Annotated in this window: 2 protein-coding genes; one reads left to right on the top strand and one right to left on the bottom strand. The window is 64.4% G+C overall.

Features of this window, described 5'->3' with window-relative positions; translation table 11 throughout:
• Positions 1-404: 404 nt before the first annotated feature.
• Positions 405-824: an HNH endonuclease gene (locus AC1DY5_RS55535; RefSeq protein ID WP_478122687.1), complete on the bottom strand. Its 420-nt coding sequence runs from the start codon at positions 822-824 to the stop codon at positions 405-407.
• A 259-nt stretch (positions 825-1,083) separates the two neighbouring features.
• Here AC1DY5_RS55535 and AC1DY5_RS55530 point away from each other — a divergent pair, with 259 nt between their 5' ends.
• Positions 1,084-1,314: a hypothetical protein gene (locus AC1DY5_RS55530; RefSeq protein ID WP_478122686.1), complete on the top strand. Its 231-nt coding sequence runs from the start codon at positions 1,084-1,086 to the stop codon at positions 1,312-1,314.
• Positions 1,315-1,425: the final 111 nt, after the last annotated feature.

Below are 1,425 nucleotides of genomic sequence, written 5' to 3'. Positions count from 1 at the left end.
CTCCAAGCACGGTTGTGCGTTTGGTTGTCGAGCGAACTCCAGAACCAGGAGACGGCCATGACTCTCAAAGGCATGCATCACACGTTGCGAGTCGACTTGGAGCAGGGAGGCGCCACGGACGCGCAGCTTCAAGAATGGGAGGAGAGGTGGGCTCTCGCGCAAGACTATCCTGACAAGCCTCTGCCGTGTCCCAGGTGTTTTTTGGACGGCACCGTTGCCCGCCTGAAACCCCTCGATAGCGCTGGCGGCCTGGGTCGCGCTCGATGCGAAGAGTGCAAAACACTCTTTGAGTTTGGTGGCGGCTGACATCACGCTGCGTCCCCCGCCCTGAACAGCAGGGGCTGCACGGCGCCGTTCTGGTAGACGATGGGCATGACGGTGTCGGCGGCCGGCTCACCCGCCCGCTAGGCTGTCGGGTCCGACAGCATCGCGGCCGGGTTCACGTAGGGCTGGAATCCGAAGACGACCTGGGTCCACTTCCGCTGGTTGCAGTCCAGGCAGAGCGGCTGGATGTTGGCGATGTGGTTGGAGCCGCCGCGCGCCAGCGCCACGATGTGGTCAGGGGTGAGCTTCTCGGTAGCGCCACAGGCCGCACACCGGTGGTCATAGAGGGCGCAAAGGAGCTGCCACTGGAGCGCTGTGAAGCGGCCGGCAGCGGCCCGGCGGGCGTGGCGCGCCGCGACGCTGGCCGCCTTGACCCTCGCGGGATTTCTGGCCGCCCAGGCTGCCTTCAGCTGTTCCAGGGGGCTCGCTGCTCGGGCGTATGCGCCGCGCGCCGCTGTGCTTCCTTCTCCCGGATCGCTTGAGCGTTCGCCACGTTGCACGCAAGGCTCAAGCTGTCTGCGCTGCGTGCATAGAAGAGGTCACGAGACCTTCCGATCCGCCATTGCCAGTGGGCACCTTTGACGAAGGATCTGTCGCGGATTAAGGTCGGTGCAGCGAGCATCACGCTGCAGCCCTCCCGTTGATCTGCGGCTCGTGCGCAAGATTGATTCACGGTCAAACCGGCATGGCCGCTGATCAAGCCCTGATCGGTCTTGATGTTCGCGCTCGTACTTTGGGCTCCGATCGATGGAGGTGGGAATGGCAAAGGTTCAGCAGGCGCACAGCGGTCGCTTCACCCTTCGAAGCCATGGCGAATTGATGGCCGATGGCAAGTTCCAGCCGGCTTTTGTGGCCACTGAGCACAAGCCCGACGGCGACGAGGACTCGAACGGGTTCACCGGGCAGGTCTTTGACACGGAGGAAGCCGCAGAGGAAGCAGGCTTGGAAGCCGCTATTGCGTGGCTGGAAAAGTACCGCCCGGTGAGCTGAAATCACGCGGCCCTCCGCAGTTCTGCGATGACGTCGCGCGCCACCGGCGGGCACACGGCCTTTCCGAGCATGTGTACGGCCTGCCGGTGCTGGCCGGCAGCTGGTAGGTGT

The sequence above is a fragment of the Variovorax sp. P4_D9 genome, assembly GCF_056401695.1.
This window is presented reverse-complemented; position numbering and strand designations above follow the sequence as displayed.